General features: G+C 63.0%; 20 protein-coding genes and 2 pseudogenes. 13 read left to right on the forward strand and 9 right to left on the reverse strand.

Features of this window, described 5'->3' with window-relative positions; genetic code table 11:
* The first annotated feature begins 59 nt into the window (after positions 1-59).
* On the forward strand, positions 60-275 hold the full coding sequence (locus NKI85_RS14065) for a hypothetical protein (protein ID WP_352776830.1): 216 nt from the start codon (positions 60-62) through the stop codon (positions 273-275).
* Positions 276-319: 44 nt separating this feature from the next.
* The gene (locus NKI85_RS14070; protein ID WP_352530525.1) at positions 320-511 is read left to right on the forward strand and encodes a hypothetical protein; all 192 of its coding nucleotides are present in this window, start codon (positions 320-322) and stop codon (positions 509-511) included.
* A gap of 30 nt (positions 512-541) precedes the next feature.
* Here the strand turns inward: NKI85_RS14070 and NKI85_RS14075 are convergent, their stop codons facing one another.
* Together NKI85_RS14075 and NKI85_RS14080 are read right to left on the reverse strand one after the other, a co-directional pair.
* Positions 542-808 (reverse strand): DUF1488 family protein, encoded by a 267-nt coding sequence (locus tag NKI85_RS14075; protein ID WP_352776831.1) that lies wholly within the window; start codon positions 806-808, stop codon positions 542-544.
* The gene (locus NKI85_RS14080; protein ID WP_352776832.1) at positions 805-1,077 is read right to left on the reverse strand and encodes a hypothetical protein; all 273 of its coding nucleotides are present in this window, start codon (positions 1,075-1,077) and stop codon (positions 805-807) included. Before NKI85_RS14080 ends, NKI85_RS14075 begins: the two co-directional genes overlap by 4 nt.
* Positions 1,078-1,319: 242 nt before the next feature.
* On the opposite strand from NKI85_RS14080, the gene NKI85_RS14085 reads away from it, so the two are divergent.
* The 3 genes from NKI85_RS14085 (at position 1,320) to NKI85_RS14095 (ending at position 3,624) form a co-directional block, all read left to right on the forward strand.
* Entirely contained in the window at positions 1,320-1,658 is a 339-nt protein-coding gene (locus NKI85_RS14085; protein WP_352588754.1) for a co-chaperone GroES, read from the forward strand.
* 102 nt (positions 1,659-1,760) lie between these two features.
* Positions 1,761-3,380 (forward strand): chaperonin GroEL, encoded by a 1,620-nt coding sequence (gene groL / locus NKI85_RS14090; RefSeq protein WP_352776833.1) that lies wholly within the window; start codon positions 1,761-1,763, stop codon positions 3,378-3,380.
* An 82-nt stretch (positions 3,381-3,462) separates the two neighbouring features.
* Positions 3,463-3,624: a hypothetical protein gene (locus tag NKI85_RS14095; protein ID WP_352525670.1), complete on the forward strand. Its 162-nt coding sequence runs from the start codon at positions 3,463-3,465 to the stop codon at positions 3,622-3,624.
* A gap of 27 nt (positions 3,625-3,651) precedes the next feature.
* Here the strand turns inward: NKI85_RS14095 and NKI85_RS14100 are convergent, their stop codons facing one another.
* Entirely contained in the window at positions 3,652-4,548 is an 897-nt protein-coding gene (locus NKI85_RS14100; protein WP_352525668.1) for a LysR family transcriptional regulator, read from the reverse strand.
* Positions 4,549-4,677: 129 nt separating this feature from the next.
* Here NKI85_RS14100 and NKI85_RS14105 point away from each other — a divergent pair, with 129 nt between their 5' ends.
* Positions 4,678-5,571 (forward strand): class I SAM-dependent methyltransferase, encoded by an 894-nt coding sequence (locus NKI85_RS14105; protein ID WP_352525666.1) that lies wholly within the window; start codon positions 4,678-4,680, stop codon positions 5,569-5,571.
* A gap of 21 nt (positions 5,572-5,592) precedes the next feature.
* A complete protein-coding gene (locus NKI85_RS14110) occupies positions 5,593-6,225 on the forward strand; it encodes an NAD(P)-dependent oxidoreductase (protein WP_352525665.1) in 633 nt (210 codons plus the stop codon).
* Between the two features lie 108 nt (positions 6,226-6,333).
* Here the strand turns inward: NKI85_RS14110 and NKI85_RS14115 are convergent.
* The 4 genes and pseudogenes from NKI85_RS14115 to NKI85_RS14130 form a co-directional block, all read right to left on the reverse strand.
* A pseudogene (locus tag NKI85_RS14115) lies at positions 6,334-6,755 on the reverse strand (helix-turn-helix domain-containing protein).
* Positions 6,755-7,050: pseudogene (locus NKI85_RS14120) on the reverse strand (type II toxin-antitoxin system HigB family toxin). Before NKI85_RS14120 ends, NKI85_RS14115 begins: the two co-directional pseudogenes overlap by 1 nt.
* A 178-nt stretch (positions 7,051-7,228) precedes the next feature.
* Positions 7,229-8,782: a trimethylamine methyltransferase family protein gene (locus NKI85_RS14125; RefSeq protein ID WP_352525664.1), complete on the reverse strand. Its 1,554-nt coding sequence runs from the start codon at positions 8,780-8,782 to the stop codon at positions 7,229-7,231.
* Between the two features lie 12 nt (positions 8,783-8,794).
* A complete protein-coding gene (locus NKI85_RS14130) occupies positions 8,795-11,209 on the reverse strand; it encodes a GcvT family protein (RefSeq protein ID WP_352525692.1) in 2,415 nt (804 codons plus the stop codon).
* A 122-nt stretch (positions 11,210-11,331) separates the two neighbouring features.
* On the opposite strand from NKI85_RS14130, the gene NKI85_RS14135 reads away from it, so the two are divergent.
* From NKI85_RS14135 to NKI85_RS14155, 5 genes are all read left to right on the forward strand, one after another.
* Positions 11,332-11,970: a TetR/AcrR family transcriptional regulator gene (locus tag NKI85_RS14135; RefSeq protein ID WP_352525663.1), complete on the forward strand. Its 639-nt coding sequence runs from the start codon at positions 11,332-11,334 to the stop codon at positions 11,968-11,970.
* Between the two features lie 152 nt (positions 11,971-12,122).
* On the forward strand, positions 12,123-14,279 hold the full coding sequence (locus tag NKI85_RS14140; protein WP_352525661.1) for a transglycosylase domain-containing protein: 2,157 nt from the start codon (positions 12,123-12,125) through the stop codon (positions 14,277-14,279).
* Positions 14,280-14,374: 95 nt separating this feature from the next.
* Positions 14,375-14,959 carry a DUF1214 domain-containing protein gene (locus NKI85_RS14145; RefSeq protein ID WP_352525660.1) on the forward strand — a complete coding sequence of 195 codons (585 nt, stop codon included), beginning with the start codon at positions 14,375-14,377 and terminating at the stop codon, positions 14,957-14,959.
* On the forward strand, positions 14,952-15,500 hold the full coding sequence (locus NKI85_RS14150) for a DUF1254 domain-containing protein (RefSeq protein ID WP_352776834.1): 549 nt from the start codon (positions 14,952-14,954) through the stop codon (positions 15,498-15,500). Before NKI85_RS14145 ends, NKI85_RS14150 begins: the two co-directional genes overlap by 8 nt.
* Positions 15,501-15,517: 17 nt before the next feature.
* Complete coding sequence (locus tag NKI85_RS14155; protein ID WP_352525657.1) at positions 15,518-15,979, forward strand: RidA family protein; 462 nt, start codon at positions 15,518-15,520, stop codon at positions 15,977-15,979.
* A gap of 119 nt (positions 15,980-16,098) precedes the next feature.
* On the opposite strand, the gene NKI85_RS14160 is transcribed toward NKI85_RS14155, so the two are convergent.
* The gene (locus NKI85_RS14160; protein WP_352525655.1) at positions 16,099-16,290 is read right to left on the reverse strand and encodes a hypothetical protein; all 192 of its coding nucleotides are present in this window, start codon (positions 16,288-16,290) and stop codon (positions 16,099-16,101) included.
* 187 nt (positions 16,291-16,477) lie between these two features.
* Here NKI85_RS14160 and NKI85_RS14165 point away from each other — a divergent pair, with 187 nt between their 5' ends.
* Positions 16,478-17,488 (forward strand): DUF2336 domain-containing protein, encoded by a 1,011-nt coding sequence (locus NKI85_RS14165; protein WP_352525654.1) that lies wholly within the window; start codon positions 16,478-16,480, stop codon positions 17,486-17,488.
* Positions 17,489-17,498: 10 nt separating this feature from the next.
* On the opposite strand, the gene NKI85_RS14170 is transcribed toward NKI85_RS14165, so the two are convergent.
* Positions 17,499-17,846: a DUF1491 family protein gene (locus tag NKI85_RS14170; protein ID WP_352525652.1), complete on the reverse strand. Its 348-nt coding sequence runs from the start codon at positions 17,844-17,846 to the stop codon at positions 17,499-17,501.
* Between the last annotated feature and the right edge of the window lie 11 nt (positions 17,847-17,857).

Raw genomic sequence — 17,857 nt, forward strand, 5'->3', positions numbered from 1 at the left:
AGTTTGAAAAAACGGTGCTATGAAGATGTCTGGTTTTCCAGACATTCGAGGTCGTTTTCGTGCGCGAGCCATCGCTGCTGCCTGTTTTCGGAAAGCTTGGGGTCAAGGCGCCGCCGGTCGCGATTGCGGCGCCGACTATGTCGACGATCATCAAGAGCTTGGTGAGCCGCACTCGGGAGGTGCTCTCGGCGCACGGTAGCCTGGCCCTGAAGCTGTCCGTCGTTTTGTGGACTGTGCTTGTCCTGGCGGCAGTATTCTTCATCGCCCAGGCCTGACCGATCGACTTTCATCGATCGGGCGGAAACTAAAGGACGCCAAGATGGCAAATCGCTACGCACTGCGCATGGAGCATCCTCACAGCTGGACCGTCTTCGATGTCTTCACCGGCCAGCCGGTCGAGCTCAAGCATCAGCTCATGGTCGGCATGAACACGCGCGATGCGGACGCGATGGTCGATCGGCTGAACAGTCGCGACGTCAAGCGGCGAGCCAAGGCGGACCGCAAGTCCTGAGCAACCGTCGTGTGAGCGATCGCGAAGGATCTAGCGAAAATCGGCTGCAGTCAGCACGTACATGCTCCTGCGGGTACGGGCATAGGCATTCTTGGCGACGTCATGAATTGAGCTGGAAGCCATGTCGAAGGCCGCCAGATAGGTAGCTTCGGAGGCCGCCGTTCCCGGCTGCATCTTGGAGATGGCATCGGTTGCGACAGAGAAGGAAATCTGGAACATGCCGTCATGGCCGACGAAGCGAATGCGTTTGCTTGCCTCGTCGTAGCTGCGGCTGGGATTGGGAAATGTCAGGCTCATGATTTGGCCTCCGTCGATGCAGATATGGCCTGCTTGACTGTCCGCGACGCCCGCTTCTTCTTTGGTGCGACCGGATTCAGAGCTTCCGCCGCGCGGTCCGCCTCTTCCTTGGCCAGTCGCAATTCCCTCAGTCTTGCCGTTTTGATGCTCCTGGCCTTGGCCTCCGAGAGATATTCGGCAGTTGCTTTGTTCCGCTCCGCCGTTTTCTTTTGATTTTCCATGAAGCGAGCCTGAGCTTTTTCCATGATGTTCTGATTGCCTTCGGCCATCGGTAAAATCTCCCTTGCAGCGAAAGTCGTGAATGTGAATTCACCATAAAATAGGTGTTCAAAGACAGAAATTCAATTTCATTAATATTCGGCAAGGCCCGAACACCGGGGGATGGCCAGGCAAAATAATACATTCAATATTTTACATCCCCTATGAATATTTTTTGGCACTCCTATCAATCGAGTGCCAAGGCGCCTATAGAGAGGGGCGGCCGCCTAAGCCGGCCCCAGAAAGAGTCCCCATGAAATTCCGGCCACTCCACGATCGCGTCGTCATTCGGCGCGCCGAAAGCGACACCAAATCCAAGGGCGGCATCATCATCCCCGACAATGCCAAGGAAAAACCGCAGGAAGGCGAAGTGATCGCCGTCGGGCCGGGCGCGCGGGACGAAAGCGGCGCGCTGATGGCGCTCGACGTCAAGGCCGGCGACCTCATCCTGTTCGGCAAATGGTCCGGCACCGAGGTCAAGATAGACGGCGAGGACCTTCTGATCATGAAGGAGGCCGACATCATGGGCATCATCGAGAAGAGCGAGATGGGCATCATCGACAAAACCGTGGCTGCCAAGAAGGCCGCCTGACTGGAATGCCGCGCGCCCTCTCGGGCGCGCAAAGGACGCTCCAAGCTTTGATTGAGGCGCGCTGCAAGCGTCTTGCCACGACCAACCGAACTGGAAAAAATCATGTCTGCCAAGGAAATCAAATTCTCCACCGACGCGCGTGACCGCATGCTGCGCGGCGTCGAAATCCTCAACAACGCCGTCAAGGTGACGCTCGGCCCCAAGGGCCGCAACGTCATCATCGACAAGGCCTATGGCGCGCCGCGCATCACCAAGGACGGGGTGACGGTGGCCAAGGAAATCGAACTTTCCGACAAATTCGAGAACATGGGCGCGCAGATGGTGCGCGAAGTGGCCTCGAAGACCAACGACCTTGCCGGCGACGGCACCACCACCGCCACGGTGCTTGCCGCTTCCATCCTGCGCGAAGGCGCCAAATTCGTTGCCGCCGGCATGAACCCGATGGACCTCAAGCGCGGCATCGACCTTGCCGTGACCGCCGTCGTCAAGGAAATCCAGGCGCGCGCCAAGAAGGTCAAGTCCTCAGGTGAAATCGCGCAGGTCGGCACCATTGCCGCCAATGGCGACACCAGCGTCGGCGCCATGATCGCCAAGGCGATGGACAAGGTCGGCAATGACGGCGTCATCACCGTCGAGGAAGCCAAGACCGCCGAAACCGAACTCGACGTCGTCGAAGGCATGCAATTCGACCGCGGCTATCTCTCGCCCTATTTCGTCACCAATGCCGAAAAGATGCGCGCCGAGCTGGAAGACCCCTACGTCCTCATCCACGAAAAGAAGCTCGGCAATCTGCAGGCGCTGCTGCCCATCCTCGAAGCCGTGGTGCAAAGCGGCAGGCCGCTGTTGATCATCTCCGAGGACGTCGAGGGCGAAGCGCTGGCGACGCTGGTCGTCAACAAGCTGCGCGGCGGCCTCAAGGTCGCGGCCGTCAAGGCGCCTGGCTTCGGTGACCGCCGCAAGGCGATGCTGGAAGACATCGCCGTGCTCACCGCTGGACAGATGATTTCCGAGGATCTCGGCATCAAGCTGGAGAACATCACCATAGACATGCTCGGCCGCGCCAAGCGCGTGCTGATCGAGAAGGACACCACCACGATCATCGACGGCGCCGGCGAGAAGACCACCATCCAGGCGCGCGTCCAGCAGATCAAGGGGCAGATCGAGGAAACCACTTCCGACTATGACAAGGAGAAGCTGCAGGAACGTCTCGCCAAGCTGGCGGGCGGCGTTGCCGTCATCCGCGTAGGCGGCGCCACCGAATCCGAGGTTAAGGAAAAGAAGGACCGCATCGACGATGCGCTGAACGCCACGCGCGCGGCCGTCGAAGAAGGCATCGTTCCGGGCGGCGGCGTCGCGTTGCTGCGCGCCAAGGCTGTGCTGAACGGGCTGACCGGAGCCAATGCCGATGTGACGGCGGGCATTTCGATCGTGTCGAGAGCGCTCGAAGCGCCGATCCGGCAGATCGCCGAGAATTCCGGCGTCGAAGGTTCGATCGTCGTCGGCAAGCTCGCCGACAGCAAGGACCACAATCAGGGCTTTGATGCCCAGAACGAGGTCTATGTCGACATGATCAAGGCCGGCATCGTCGACCCGGCGAAGGTGGTGCGGACGGCGCTGCAGGACGCGGGCTCCATTGCGGCGCTCCTGATCACTGCGGAAGCCATGATCACCGACATTCCGGCCAAGGAAGCCGCTGCTTCGACCGGCGGCATGGGCTATTGACCAGCCGCTGCCGGAAACAGGCCTGAAAGACAGCCGCCGGGGTATCTTCCCCGGCGCGCACCATCGGCAAGGAGATCGATCCATGATCGCATTCGTCCCGAAGCCAAATGCAGCGGCGAAGACCAAAGTGGCCGAGGAAAGCCGCTTCGATCGCATTCGCAGGCTTGCCGACAAGCACAGGAAAGCCGACGCCGGCACGATAGGCCGCGACCCGAAAAAGATCGCGGACAAGCGTCCCATGTGACGACTGCGCAAGCGCGGCACCAGGCCCTTATCGCGTCTCGCCGCTGATCAGCGCGGCATGGTCCTTGATGACGGTAGCAACGAAGCGGATGACGGCGCGCACCGGCGCCTCCGCCCCGATTTCCCGGCGATAGACGAGCGACACCGGATGACTGCCGAGAATGTCGGGGGCGAGGCGCACCATCCGCGGTTCGGCTTCGGCCAACATGCAGGGCATTACTGCCAGACCGGCGCCGCTCAGGGCCGCCGCCAGCATTTCCGTCATTTCGGCAACACGAAAGACAATTGTCGCGCCGGCGCCGTGCGCCTCCACCCACTTGGCGCCGGGGACGCCGGCAAGGCTTGCGTGAAATCCAATGATCTCGTGTCCGGCCAGCTGGCGAGGATCGATGGGCATTGGGTGACGGTCGAGGTAGCGCTGGGACGCATAAATTGACCAGCCCGCAACGCAAAGCTTCTGCGCGATCAAATCGTCGTCGGCAACGGTGCCGATCCTGACCGCAAGGTCGGCCTCACCGTGCTGCAAGTCCACCGGCCTGCTGCCGCTCGTCAGTTCCAGGTTGATGTCTGGATGGGCCTTATGGAACGCCGCCATACGCTCGGCAAAAAGAGGGCTGAGACCCGACGGCAGTGCGAGCCGAACGCTATTCTTGCCCGAACGCACAAGGACCGTCAGTGCTTGCATGGTACGTTCAAGGTCATCGCCGAGCGGCAGCAATGTCTGGCCAAGCGGCGTGACCTCAATGCCATGCCGCCTTCGCACGACAAGCGACACCCCGAGCGCCTCTTCAAGAGCAGCCAGGCGCCGGCTGATCGTCGTGTGACGCACGCCCAATGCACGCGCTGCTCCCGACAACGTTCCCGCGCGGGCGGCAGCGAGAAAGTAGCGCAAATCGTTCCAGTCCGGTTCGCCTGTCTTGATCACGAACCTATTCTAGATCAATTCCCCGCCGCACGCCTGTGCAGTTTTGCACAAGCGTGCTCGGAAATTGCAAATCGCCTGAACGTGTCGTCCGCGCGAGAATAGGCCTGATCCAATTCAGGGAAGCGATCGATGGACATCGAAGGTTTGCGAACGATGGTGGCGCGGCACGCGACGTCGGCCAATGCGCTTGTGGCGCTCGGGTTGGCGATGGAGGCGCGTATTTCCCGCACGCCACTCGATGGCAGTGCCGCCCAGCGCACAGAAGCCGTGCTCGGCGAACTCGGCGCCTCCGACGTCGTGGCAAGTGCGAGCGTCATCGAACTTGCGCCGGTGCTGGCCAGCATCCGGGTCGACCTGCTGTCCGGCGGCAAGCTGCTGTCGGAATCCTCCGAAAGCGCCGAGGCTCTGGAAGCTGGTTTACGGCAGGCCCTCGGCGACGTTTCATCTGGCTTCCCGGCGCTGATGAAGCGGCTGATCGCGCCACAACTTGCCGGTTTGCCGGAGAGGCTCGCCGCATCGGGCGCAGCCTTCCTGGATATTGGCGTCGGCGTCGGCGCGCTGTCGGTGTCGATGCTTCGGCAATGGCCCGGCCTGAAGGCGGTCGGTGTCGATCCCCTGCCTGAAGCCATCGCGCAGGCCGCCGCCAACGTCAGGGCGGCCGGGCTCGAACATCGCATCGAACTGCGCACCGGCCTGGGGCAGGATATCGCGGACAAGAACGCGTTCGACCTGGTCTTCGTGCCAAGCGCCTTCATCCCCGAGCCAGATGTCAGGGTCATCGTCAAGCGCAGCCATGCCGCGTTGCGGCCCGGCGGGTGGCTGCTGCTGGCAATGGTCAATCCCGGACCGGATGCACTGGGAGAGGCCCTCGCCCGCTTTCGCACCACAATGTGGGGTGGGACGGTGTTCGAACAAGGCGCGGCCCAGGATCTGGTCGACCAGTGCGGCTATGCCGATAGCCGGTTGCTGCCCGGCCCGACCGGGGCGCCTGTCGCCTTCGTCGCCGGGCGCAAGCCGGGCTAACGGTTTCCAGGGAGGCGGACGATGAAACTGCTGATCTTCGGCGCCTCGGGTGCGACCGGTCGTGTGCTTGTCTCGGCGGCCCTGGCGAAGGGCCATGCTGTGACCGCCTTCGTCCGCACGCCGGGCAAGCTTGCCATCAGCCACGAAAATCTGAAGGTGATCGTCGGAAATGTCGCCGATCGACAGGCGGTCGAACGTGCAGTTGCAGGGCATGATGCGGTTTTCAGCTGTCTCGGGGTCGGCGTGCCGCTGAAACGCGACCCGGCCGTGGTCGCCGGCATCGGCTTCATCGTCGCGGCCATGCCGCAGGCCGGCCCTGAACGGCTCATCTATCTTTCATTCCTTGGGGTTCGCGACAGCCGGCGGCAACTGGGGCCGCTACTTGGCGGCGTCATCGTACCGTTGGTTCTGCGCCATGAGGTGGCGGACCATGAGGCGAAGGAAAGGCTCATCGTCCAATCCAGTCTCGACTGGACCATCGTGCGGCCACCCAAGCTGAGCAATGGAGCGGCAACCGGTGAATTCCGCCACGGCAATAGCATCCGGTCGGCGTCGCTGCTGCCGACGCTGGCGCGTGCCGACGTCGCGGCCTTCATGCTCGGCCAGCTCAACGACACCACCTACTCGCGCAGGGCAGTCAGCATCCTTCGCTGACGCTCACAACACCGGTGCTGCCCGCCCTGCTCGGTGCGCCGCGCTATGAATTCATCGAGGATGCCGGCGGTGGCGGCGGCCCAAGCCAGCGCAATGACGTAGACGTGCTTATCCTGCGGCCGCGCGTGCCCGCCGCCGACCCTGGGCCTTTTCATCAGCTGCCAGATGGTAAGGCCGGATAAGCACCTCTGCCGGAATGTGCCAATTCTTGTTGATCAGGTGCACCATGTCCATTGTCAACAAGCGCTTCCGGTTCAGGATTTCCGAGGCTCTGGAAGCGGAGCCAACAACCTCGGCAGGGCCGCCTGTTTGAGACCCGCCATTTCCATATGATCGCGAATGGCCGCGACAGGGTCCGGCGCCTCGATCGGATAGTGCCTGGCCTCGTAGGCCTCGATGAGATCGGTCAGCACGTCAAAACGATCGCCGTCGGGCGAGCCGACCTCGGGCTCGCTCTCGAAGTATCTGGTGATCTCGGCGATGGCCCAGTCGTAGTCATCTTCGGTTCTAAGAGGACGAATATTTTCCATCACACTGTCTCCGCATCGATCCTGTCGTATTCGGCATGGGTGCCGACGAATTTGATCAGCACCCGCTTGTAGGTATAGCTGACGTGAACGATGACCCGGTATTTGTTGCCGGCGATGTCGAAAATCGCGCGATTGTCGCTGACGAAGTCCACGTTCGCACCAAACTGGGTCTTGACGTCGGCGGGTGTCTTCCACTCGACCTTGGCGACCACCTGATACCAAGCCGTCAGCGACCCTTCAACTGCGGGTGCCTGGACCAGAAGTCGACAAGGGTCTTCTTGCTGACGATCTGCACGGCCGTACACAGCAAATTCCCAAAATGGGAACAAGAGGCAATTTCCCAAAAAGGGAAGCTCTATGCCGCTATCAACTTGAGCGCCTTGAGGACGCAACGTCGGACGAAGGATCGCCGAGCAACGCTCGGCACCACGCCCCGCCCCTCCATCCGGATTGTTCGGCCCGGTCGAGTTGCCTCACGACACCGGTGCTGCCCCGCCCTGCTCGGTACGGCGGGCGATGATTTCGTCGAGGATGCCTGACGTGGCGGTGGCGGAAGCCGGCGGCCGGAAGTCGGCCAGCAGCCGTTTCCAGATGCCGGTGGCACGCTCGGTCGCGGTCTTTGAGCCGGCCTGTGTCCAATTGCCGAAATTCGACCAGTCGGCCACCAGCGGCTCGTAGAAAGCGGTGCGGTAGCGCGCCATGGTGTGTCCGGCCGAGAAGAAATGACCGCCCGGCTGCACCTCCGCAATGGCGTCGAAGCCGATCGCATCCTCGTCGCCCGGGGTTGCCGCGCAGAGTTCCGCGACAGTCTGCAGCGCCTCGACATCGGTGATCAGCTTCTCGAAGGACACGCTCAACCCGCCTTCGAGCCAGCCCGCGGCATGGATGCACACCGTAGCGCCCGCAAGCACTGTGCCCCACAGCGCAAACTGCGTCTCGTGCGCTGCCTGCGCATCGGAAACGTTGGCGGCGCTGCCGCCGCCGGACCGCCATGGCAGGCCGATGAAGCGCGCAAGCTGGCCGGCGCCGAGCGTCGCCTTGACGTGCTCGGGCGTGCCGAAGGCCGGCGCCCCGGATTTCATGTCGACATTGGATGAGAACGAGCCGTAGACGACCGGCGCACCCGGCCGCACGATCTGCGCCAGCGCCAGCCCGGCCAGTGCCTCGGCATGCTGCAGCGTCAGCGCGCCGGCGACGGTGATCGGCGCCATGGCGCCGGCCAGGCAAAACGGCGTGATGATCAGCACCTGGCCGGCCCTGGCAAAGTCGATGATGCCTTGCGCCATCGGAATGTCGAGCTGGCGCGGCGAATTGGTGTTGATGACGGTGTAGCAATAAGCGCCCGAACGGAACTCATCCTCGGACAGGCCGCGCGCCAGCCGCAGCATCTCGAAGCCGTCCTCGACCTGCGGCGTGCCGCGCGCGAAGATGAACGGGAACTTGTCGGACAGCGTCAGCTGCGCGCGATTGACCGCATAGTGGCGGAAGCGATTGTCGATGTCCTGCGGTTCGATACACGGCCCTAGCATGTGCAGCACGTCGAAATGCTGCACCAGCCGGATGAGATCCTCGAACGCGGCAAGCGTTCCCGGCCGCCGGCCGCGTTCGAGATCGGTGACGTTGGGCGCACCCGAGCCAGCCAGGAAGGTGAGCGAGCCGAGCTCCAGCGTCAGGTCGCGGACACGGTCGCCGCCATGCGCCCGGATCGATTTCGGCGCCGAGGCGAGTGCCGCCGCGACGATGTCGCGGCCGATACGCACCATCTGGCTGTCCTCGTCGACCAAGGCGCCGGCGCGGGCAAGAATGGTGCGTGCCTCGGGCAGCAGCACCTTGATGCCGAGGTCTTCCAGCACGCGCAGTGCCGTGTCGTGGATCGCGGCGACCTGGTCGGCCGAAAAGACCGGCTGCGGCAGGAACGGGTTCTTCAGCGAGCGATAATCCGGCCGCCGGCTGCTCTCGCTGCCGGCCTCGCCGGCTCGTCCGCGCCGGCGTTCGCGCCTGATTTCACGTGCGGCGTCATCGACCATGGCCAATCCTCCTCATTGCCGCATCGCCTTGCCCAGGGGATCGTAGGGTGAAGCGGGGATGATCCGCGCCGGCCGCTCGGCGCCGACGATGTGCACCGACAAGGCCGTGCCTTCACGGGCAAAATCGCGCTCGACAAGCGCCAGCGCCAGGCTCTTGCCAACCGTGTAGCCATAGCCGCCGGAGGTGACGAAGCCAATGCGCCGGCCATTATGCCAGACCGGCTCGAAGCCGCTGGCGTCGGCATCGACGGCGTCGACTTCAAGTGTCACGAGGCATCGTTCTCGGCGGGCGCCATTGCGCTCCTTCAGCACCGCCTCGCGGCCGATGAAGTCGCCTTTGGCGACGGCGACGAAGCGATCGAGGCCGGTCTGGCCCGGCGTATAGCCTTGTGTGAATTCGCGCGACCAGATGCCAAAGCTCTTTTCCAGCCTGAGCGTATTCAGCGCGTAGAAGCCGATTTCGGCAAGGCCGAGATCCTCGCCGGCGGCAAGCAGCGTTTCGCGCAGGCCGGCATGCATGGCAAAGGGGCAATTGATCTCGAAGCCGAGCTCGCCGGCGATCGACAGCCGCGCCACCTGCGCCCGCACCATGCCGATGTCGAACTCGCCGCAAGCCATGAACGGCAGCGCGCTTGCCGAGACGTCCTGATGCGTCGTGCGCGCCACGATGGTCCTGGCATTCGGCCCGGTGACGAGGAACCCGGCCATCGCATCGGAGAGGTCGGTGACGAGAACACCGTCCGCCGTATGAGCCTCGAACCAGCGCATATGGAATTCGCGCAGATAGTAGGAGCCCATGAGCCAGAACTTGCCGTCGCCCCAGTTGAAGACGGTGAGATCGCCCTTCAGACGGCCGTCATCGCCCAGCATCGGCGCGAGCTTCGCCTGCCCGGGTTTCGGCAGTTTTGAGGCCAGCAGCCGGTCGAGCCAGGCTTCCGCGCCCGGACCGGATACGGCATAACGCGAAAAGGCCGAGGTATCGACGAGACCGGCAGCACGCCTGACCTGTAACGCCTCGTCGCCGACAATATCGAAGGCGTTGGAGCGTTTCAGCGTGGTGTTTTCGCGAAAGCCCATCGGTGCGAAATAGGCGGGGATTTCCAGCCCCCAGGAAGATGTCCATTCGGCTCCCGCCGCCGTCATGCCGTCATAGGCGCCGGGGCGTTTCAGCGGCCTTCCGGCAGGAAGGCGCTCGTTGGGAAAGGTCATGACGAAGCGGCGCGCATAAAACTGGTGCGTCGTCTGCCTGAGATATTCGCGGTTTGCCGCAAACGCTCCATAGCGGGCGATGTCCATGCCGAAGATGTCGGCTTGCGGTTCGCCATGGATCATCCACTCGGCCAGCGATTTGCCGACGCCGCCACCCTGGCTGAAGCCGGCCATGACGCCGCAGGCGACCCAGTAGTTCTTGAGGCCGCGCACCGGGCCGACGATCGGGTTGCCGTCCGGGGTGAAGGTGAAGGCGCCATTGACCCATTTGCGAATGCCGGCCGTGGCCAGGCAGGGAAAGCGCTCATAGGCCTTGGAGAGTTCGGGGCTGATACGGTCGATGTTTTCCGGGATCAGCTCGATGCCGTAGTCCCACGGCGCGCCGTCCATGTTCCAGTGCTTCGGATCCTGTTCGTAGATGCCGAGCAGGACCCCATTGCGTTCTTGTCGCAGATAGGAAAAGCCTTCGAGGTCAACGACAATGCCGATCTCTCTGTCGAGCGCCGCGACCTCGGGGATGTCCTCGGTGACGAAGTAATGGTGCTCCATCGGCGTTACCGGCAGGTCGACGCCGGCCATGCGACCGAGCTGCTTTGCCCAGAGACCACCGGCATTGACGACATGCTCGGCAACGATCGTCCCCTGCTCGGTGAGGACGTCCCAGCTGCCGTCGGCACGCGGCTTCAGGTCGAGAACGCGGTTGCGCAGAATGACATCGGCGCCGCGTTTCTTCGCAGCACCGGCATAGGCATGCGTCGTTCCGTAAGGGTCGAGATGGCCTTCGTTGGAATCGTAGAGGCCGCCAAGGACACCGCTCACGTCGACGATCGGACAGATCGCCTTGATTTCTTCCGGCGTCACCAGCCGCGCCGTTTCGATGCCGACCGACTGGAACACCGCCCAGGCCGATTTCAGCCATTCCCAACGGGAAGGATCACTGGCGATGTTGACGCCGCCGGTCATGTGCAGGCCGACATCCTGGCCAGATTCAGCCTCTATCTCGCGATAGAGCTTGATGGTGTAGTCCTGCAGCGCCGCGACATTGGGATCGGCGTTGAGCGCATGGAAGCCGGCCGCTGCGTGCCAGGTCGAACCGGCGGTCAGTTCGGCACGTTCGATCAGTGCAATGTCGGTCCAGCCGAAGCGCGCCAGATGATAGAGCACCGACGCCCCAACCACGCCTCCCCCGATGACGACTGCGCGGCAATGCGACTTCACGGCCATCCCCTGAGCTTGTTGGAGACGGTCACCATATACGTACTGTACATGTGTGTCTAGAGTGTAGACATAGCTGTCCACACGCCTTGCACGGAGCTGACGCGCATGCCTATTGTGCGCCCATGATCATGATTGCTCCGCACGACGAGCCAGCGCCCGGCAACATCAAGGTGACGCGCTGGGACTGGATCAATCTTGCCCTCCAGACGCTCATTTCGGACGGCGTCGAAAGCGTGCGCGTTTTGCCGCTCGGCCAGAAGCTCGGCGTCTCGCGCTCGAGCTTCTACTGGTATTTCCAGAGCCGTCAGGACCTGCTCGACCAGCTGCTTGCCCATTGGCGGGACACCAATACCAAGGCGATCGTCGAACGTGCGGAGCGCCCGGCCGCTTCGATCATCATGGGCGTCATGAACGTGTTCGAATGCTGGGCTGACGAGCGCCTGTTCGATCCCAGGCTCGACTTTGCCATCCGCGAATGGGCGCGCCGTTCCGACGACGTGCGCCGCGCCATCGACCAGGCCGACAACGACCGCCTGAGCGCAATCCGCGACATGTACCGCCGGCATGGCTACGATGACGAGGACGCCTTCATCCGTGCCCGTGTACTCTACTACATGCAGATCGGCTATTACGTGCTCGACATCAAGGAGCCGGTCGAGGCAAGGGTCAGCCATCTCGCCGCCTATTTGCGCAGTTTCACCGGGCAGGAACCGAGCGAGGCCGACGTCGCGCATTTCATGCGCTTCATCGCCGCGCGGTGATGGCAGCTTGCGGGCGCGGTTCTCGCCTCAAACCTCCCGCGTAGCCCTTGTAGGCAGCACCAAAATGGACGAATAGTCTTGAACGGCGCGCCGCCCTGAAATTGCCGGCATGCGTTTCTCAGTTGGCGGCATCGCTGCAGCCGGATCCTGGAATGACCAGTCCTTTGGAACCACGCAAGAGAAGAGGTCCGATCGCCGCAAGGCTGCTGGCGGTGGATGCCTGGATCGATTCCTCGGTCTACGAGATCGGTTTCAAGGCGCGCCAGTTCTGGGAAGCGGCCACCATCTTCTCGCGGCGCTTCCGCGTCGGCGGCTGGCGCCGCGGCATGATCGAACTGTTGAGTGAAGGGTTCACGCTCGGCGCCGGCGGTATCGTCGTCCTTTTGGCGCTGGCCTTGCCGGCCTTCCAGATTACCGCCGGCGACTGGCGCACGCAGGGCGACTTCGCTGTCACCTTCCTTGACCGCTACGGCAACGAGATCGGCCAGCGCGGCATCATCCAACGCGATTCGGTGCCGGTCGACGAGATGCCCGACCACGTCATCAAGGCGGTGCTGGCCACCGAGGACCGGCGTTTCTTCGACCATTACGGCATCGACGTGCTTGGCCTGTCGCGCGCTATATTCGAGAACGTACGAGCCAATTCCGTCGTCCAGGGCGGCTCGAGTATCACCCAACAGCTGGCCAAGAACCTGTTCCTGACCAATGAGCGGACGTTCGAGCGCAAGATCAAGGAAGCCTTCCTGTCGCTGTGGCTCGAAGCCAATCTGTCGAAGAAGGAAATCCTGCAGCTTTACCTCGACCGCGCCTATATGGGCGGCGGCACCTTCGGCATCGAGGCGGCGGCCGATTTCTATTTCGGCAAGAGCGTCAAGGACCTGAACCTGGCCGAGGCGGCGATGCTGGCCGGCCTGTTCAAGGCGCCGACCAAATACGCGCCGCACATAAACCTGCCCGCTGCCCGGGCGCGGGCCAATGTGGTGCTGTCCAATCTGGTCGATTCCGGCTTCATGACCGAAGGCCAGGTGCTACAGGCAAGATTACACCCGGCCGAAATCGTTGATCGCGGCGAGCAGAAGAGCCCCGATTACTACCTCGACTGGGCCTTCGATGAGGTCAAGAAGATCGCCGCCAAAAGCGGCCAGCATTCGCTCGTCGCCCACACCACCTTCGACGGCAACATCCAGAAGGCGGCCGAAGAATCGATGGAGTTCCACCTCCGCCAGTTCGGCAAGGAATACAACGTCACCGAGGGCGCCATCGTCGTCATCGAGACCAATGGCGCGGTCAGGGCGATCGTCGGCGGCCGCGACTACGGCGCCAGCCAGTTCAACCGCGCCACCAAGGCGCTTCGCCAGACCGGCTCCTCGTTCAAGCCCTATGTCTATGCAACGGCGATGGAGCATGGCTTCACGCCGGATTCGGTGGTTTCCGGCGGGCCGATCTCCTGGGGCAGCTGGTCGCCCCACAATTACAATGGCGGGTCGGCCGGCAAAGTCACGTTGATCACGGCGATGGCCAAATCGATCAACACCGTGCCGGTGCGGCTGGCCAAGGATTATCTCGGCATCAAGCCGATCAAGGCGATTGCCGAGGCGATGGGCGTCGAATCGCCGCTGGAATCGCACAAGACCATGGTGCTCGGCACATCGGGCATGACCGTGATGGACCAGGCGACGGGCTACAGCGTGTTCGCCCAGAACGGCTTTGCCGGAACCCGGCATGGCGTCAGCCAACTCTTCACCCGTACCGGCGACATGGTCTACGACTTCGCCAAGGACGCGCCGCCGCCGCACCGGGTGCTGTCGGAGCAGGCGCTCAAATACATGAACACCATGCTGGCGGCGGTTCCGGTGATCGGCACGGCCCGGCGCGCGGCCCTTCCAAACATCGTTATCGCCGGCAAGACCGGCACGACCCAGTCCTATCGCGATGCCTGGTTTGTCGGCTTTACCGGCAACTACACGGCCGCCGTCTGGCTCGGCAATGACGACTTCACCGCGACCAACAAGATGACCGGCGGCACGCTGCCGGCAATGGTGTGGCAGCGGCTGATGCTCTATGCGCACCAGAATATCGACCTCAAACCGATCCCCGGTCTCGATCACCCCTTCGTCGATGCCGAAATCGCTGCCAAGGCCGAGGAAGCGGAAAAGAAGAACGCCGAACAGGCAGCAGCCGATGCCGCAGCCGAGCGTCCGCCGGTGCTGTCCAGCCGGACCACCCAGACCCTGAAGGAACTCACGAAGCTGTTCCAGACCGCACCCGTGCTCTCGCCCGCTGCACCGGAGACCCTGTCGGCGCTTTGAGCGGCCAATTCCGCGCGCCGCTTGCCACAAGCCCCTGCGCCGCGATATCCCCGAGCAGCAATTTTCTGTCCCCCGCCTTCGGTTCCCGGCTCCTCATGCTCAAGAACGCCTTCCTGACACTGCTTTCGCTTGCTATCGCCATCGTCGGCGGTGGCGGCAGCGTCTGGTACGCGCTGAAGCTGCAGGACGGCGCCGGCGCCATCAGGATCGGCCAATGGACCGCCTTTCCCGATATCGGCACGCCGACGGCGGATCCCTATTCGAAGGCCCGCGTGGCGCGCGAAGGCGTGCTGGCGCTCGGACAGGCGGAAGGACTGTCCTTCATCGCCGACCACGATTCCGGCGGCGAGCAGCTCAGGCGGCAATGTGCCTACAATATCGAGGGCGGCTTTCCCACCGCCCGGTTCTGGACCCTGTATGCCGCCGACCAGTCGCTCGGCGTAATCGAGACCGGCAAGCCGAGATTGGCTGCGCTGCAGTCCTACCAGGTGCTGCGCCAAGCCGACAATTCGGTGGTCATTTCCGTCGGCAACCGCCCGGCGCCCAGCAATTGGTTGCTGACCAGCGGCGCCGGCAAGATGTATTTCGTGCTCACGTTTTACGATACGCCGATCGCCAGCAGCACCGGTCTCTCGGACGTCGCGTTGCCGCAGATCAAGAAGGTCGGCTGCAATGCGTAGCCTGCTGCATGTCGTGCTGCTCGGCCTGCTTGGCGCCGGCATCGTGCACATCGTGGTGCTGCTGCTCGTCCCGGAGTTTTCCGAACGCGACGCGTGGTCGCGCCTGGCCATGGCCTCGGATCTCTACAAGATGACCAGGCTCGACGCGGAAGCCGGCGGCGCGCCGGTGGTGAAATCAGTCGATCCGCTGTTTTATGCGGCGGCTTGCCGCTTCGACCTTGCCGAGGGGATGGTGCGAGTCAAGGCGCCGGGAAAGGTACCGTTCTGGTCGATATCGGTCTATGATCGGAGCGGCCACAACATCTACTCGTTCAACGACCACAGCGCGACCGCAGGCGTGCTGGACACCGTCGTGCTGACGCCGGCACAGATGATCGAGGTCCGCAAGGATCTTCCCGAAGAGCTGCAAGGGGCCATCTTCGTCGAGGCGCCGATTGAGGAAGGCATGTTCGTCATCCGCTCGTTCGTGCCCGACGACAGCTGGAAGCCGATCGTCTCGCGGTTTCTCGAACAGAGTTCCTGCGAACTGCAGGATTTTTAGACCTGTTCTGAAAGTCGATGGTGGAACATCCCGTTCCGATAGTCTTGATTGTCGTTGCGATCAGGTGCAAGGAGCCAGTCGTCAGAGGGAGGAGCATCGATATGTCACGGACCATTATATCCGGCGATGACCTGCCCAAGGCCCCACCCGTTTTCAGTCACGCGGTAAAGTGTGCAGGATTGGTATTTGTCTCAGGGACAGCCGCCTACGATGCGACAGGCATGATTGTGGGCGAGACGATACAAGAGCAGACAGCGCAAGCCCTGCGTAACATCACAGCAATTCTGAAAGCCGCCGGAACGACGCTCGACAAGGCCGTCAGTGCCACCGTCATTCTCGCCGACGAGGATGACTTTCCGGGCATGAACGAAGAATGGGTGAAGTGGTTTCCGACCGATCCGCCGGCACGGCAAGGAGCCAAGCTCCCTGTCCGCATGCCCAGGCTGAAGGTCTCGATCGCAATGATCGCCGAAGCCTGATGCATGGCGCCCGAAAGTGCGCAGCGGTTTTGGGATAACGACATGCAAAAGCAACAACTTAAATCGCGTGGCGAGAGGCCGTTCAAGGGCGACGCACTTTAGCGACCTTCGACCGGGACTCAGTGATGCGGTACCGGCAAAGTCCCCGAAGGCCCCGGCTTGTCAGGACCGGTCGGCCGCGTCTCGCCGGTCAGCGGCCGCTGCTCGTAGCGGACGCCGGGAAAAATGATCACCGCCGCCGCTGTTCCGGTGGCTTGCTGTGCTCGATTGGTTGCCGCCGTTCGCGGCACGAAAGACAGTACCATGCCCATGGTTCGCGTATTCCTCTCGGTTGCCCCGGAGCACAACGCAACGCCTCCATAGTCGATTAAGGCGGTAGTAGGTTAACGGAGCGCTAACGGATCGCCGCTAAATTGATCTTTGTTCTTGGGAAACGCGAAACCGGTACAGCCCGGCAGAGCGCAGTCCAGATCGTGTCGAGTGTCGGGCGTATCCTTCGTGTCAGCTTCGGATTTCAGGCAAATCGCAGCAGGAGCTGAACCGGGAAAGGCCGAAAGGCTGTTCCGCGCCGCGGTATCGGCGTTCTGTTCGCTCACCCGCCCTTCGCGCCGGGAGATCGCGCAACTCGAAGACCTGACGCTGCCGCTTTTCGACAACGTTTCGGTCGAATCGCGCCGCTACGTCGCGGCAGCCCTTTCCGAATGCGAATATGCGCCCGCCGCGCTGGTGCGGCGGCTTTGCCAGGAGCGGGTCGACATCGCCGCCCCGCTGCTCATCCGCTCGCGCGCCCTCAGCGACGTCGACCTCATTGCGCTGATCGGCCGCCACGGCCTGCCGCATGCCCGTGCCATTGCCCGCCGCAAGGATCTCAATCAAACGATCGCCGATCTGATCAGGGTGCTTGAAAGGCCGACGCTGGTGCGGTCGCAGCAGCCCGAAGCAACTGCCAACGCCGTGCCCGAAAACGCCGAAATGGTTGCGATCGATGCCAACAGGCAAGAGGCGGCCGATGCCGCCGCCGAAACTGTACGCCGCCGGTTGCGATCCATGATGCGCGCCGAGAGCGGCACCACCATCGGTCCGTTCGTCGACACGCAAACCTACGTCAAGCTGCGCGAGACCGCGCTGACCGGCAATGCGGCATTTTTCCAGACAGCGCTCGCCGATGCGCTCGAAGTCGATTTTTCGACGGCGCGGACGCTTACCGCGAGCCACAATTACACACCGCTGCTGGCCGCCTTGCGCGCGCTCGACCTTAGCGAAGACAAGGCGTTCCTGATCACAGCCGCCATCTATCCGACCGAGTTTCCGCACCCGCAAGCGATCCGCATCTTCCTCGACCGCTACCGCCTGCTGCACCGCGACGCGGCGTTGGACAGGCTCCGCGGCTGGAAGGCCGACACCGTGTCGAAAGTCGTTCGCAAGCCCGGCCGCGTCGCCGCAAACGCCGACCTGCGCAAGCCGAACAGCGCCGATGCTGCCGCCAGCTCGAGGGCGCGTCGCGTCTGAAGGCTTGCCGTTACGGCGTCTTGACCGAGATAAGCTCCTCAACGGGAATGGCGCCCGCCTCGATCTCGACCACCCAGATATCCGGATCGAATTTCTTCTCGCGCTCCAGCCGCGCGTCGAAGATGGCAGCATTGTCGCCCTCGCCGAGAAGGCTGAAGAAACGGTCGTCCGGCCTGGCCGAATCGTAGCTCGTCTGCGGCGCCGGCCCGAACAGCGCCATCTCCCCCCGCCTGCCCCGCGCCAGCACGAAAACCGCGCCGGCTTCCGTCGCGCCGCGCTTAACCACGGCGGCAAAACCGCCAGCGCTGAAAACCCGGCGCAACAGCGCCGATACCCACAGATCGGTGGTTACCCGCATGGAGAAGTCCT

It is taken from the genome of Mesorhizobium sp. M0571 (assembly GCF_040320985.1).
GTDB lineage: Bacteria > Pseudomonadota > Alphaproteobacteria > Rhizobiales > Rhizobiaceae > Mesorhizobium.